The 1780-nt window shown below is 45.8% G+C and carries 1 protein-coding gene and 1 pseudogene; both read left to right on the forward strand.

All coding sequences use genetic code 11. From position 1 onward, the window contains the following. A partial coding sequence (gene gdpP, locus ACWHAR_RS20490; protein ID WP_452087662.1) for a cyclic-di-AMP phosphodiesterase GdpP occupies positions 1-1693 on the forward strand: 1693 nt, incomplete at its 5' end. Next, positions 1690-1780: pseudogene (locus tag ACWHAR_RS20495) on the forward strand (50S ribosomal protein L9); the annotation flags it as partial. The gene gdpP and the pseudogene ACWHAR_RS20495, both read left to right, overlap by 4 nt.

Raw genomic sequence — 1780 nt, forward strand, 5'->3', positions numbered from 1 at the left:
AGAATGGGCAAATCCGTTTCTTTCCTCTTGCTTTAATGAAAGCACTTTAGTGGGGAGATCACTTTACGATACTTGTGAATCGGTAGTGCCGCTTATCAAACAAGAGGTGGAATCGGAAACGGTTACATTGAATGACCGCAAGTTTAGGGTTGTCATCAAACGGGATGAGCGTCTGTTATATTTCTTTGATGTAACAGAACAAATTCAGATTGAAAAGCTATATGAAAACGAAAGAACGGTCCTGGCATATATTTTCCTTGATAACTATGATGATGTGACACAAGGATTGGATGACCAGACGAGAAGCACGATGAACAGCCAGGTGACATCTTTGCTGAACGCTTGGGCGCAGGAGTACGGGATCTTCTTGAAAAGGACGTCTTCAGAGCGCTTTATCGCTGTACTTAATGAACACATCTTAACTGAACTCGAAAATTCGAAGTTTTCGATTCTTGATGAAGTGCGGGAAAAAACCTCGTTTGACGGTGTAGCGCTGACGTTAAGCGTCGGTGTCGGGGCTTCAGTCTCTTCCCTGAAAGAACTTGGCGATTTGGCGCAATCCAGCTTGGACTTAGCACTGGGACGCGGCGGAGACCAGGTAGCCATTAAGCTGCCAAACGGCAAGGTGAAGTTTTACGGCGGTAAAACAAACCCAATGGAGAAACGAACAAGGGTGCGGGCCCGCGTGATTTCTCACGCTTTAAAGGAAATCGTCACCGAAAGCAGCAATGTGATTATCATGGGGCATAAATTCCCCGACATGGATTCTATCGGCGCAGCGATCGGGATTTTAAAGGTGGCTCAGGCAAATAACAAAGATGGTTTTATCGTGATTGACCCAAATCAAATCGGATCAAGTGTGCAGCGTTTGATTGGGGAAATCAAAAAATATGAAGAACTGTGGTCAAGATTTATTACGCCTGAAGAAGCAATGGAAATTTCCAATGATGACACACTGCTTGTGATCGTTGATACACATAAGCCGTCACTCGTTATGGAGGAACGGCTGGTCAATAAAATTGAACATATCGTGGTCATCGACCATCACCGCAGAGGTGAGGAGTTTATCAGAGATCCGCTGCTCGTTTATATGGAACCATACGCTTCTTCCACAGCGGAATTGGTGACAGAGCTGCTTGAATATCAGCCGAAGCGCTTAAAAATCAATATGATTGAAGCAACAGCCCTATTAGCTGGTATAATAGTGGATACAAAGAGCTTTTCTCTCCGCACGGGCTCGCGGACTTTTGATGCGGCTTCTTATTTAAGGGCAAAAGGCGCCGACACGGTGCTGGTGCAGAAGTTCCTGAAAGAAACCGTTGATTCCTATATTCAACGGGCGAAGCTGATCCAGCATACGGTCCTCTATAAAGATAACATTGCGATTGCTTCTCTTCCTGAAAATGAAGAGGAATACTTCGATCAAGTGCTGATTGCGCAGGCTGCCGATTCGCTGCTGTCGATGAGTGAGGTTGAGGCTTCATTTGCGGTGGCGAGACGGGATGAACAAACGGTTTGTATCAGTGCGCGGTCGCTTGGCGAGGTAAATGTTCAGATCATCATGGAGGCCCTGGAAGGCGGAGGGCATTTAACAAATGCGGCGACTCAGTTGTCCGGCATTTCAGTTTCTGAAGCGCTGGAACGGCTGAAGCACGCCGTAGATGAGTATTTTGAGGGAGGCGTACAGAGATGAAGGTTATTTTCTTACAAGATGTAAAAGGTAAAGGAAAAAAAGGCGAAATGAAAAACGTAGCAGACGGTTATGCACATAACTTTCTCA

The sequence above is a fragment of the Bacillus sp. LR--39 genome (assembly GCF_053613335.1).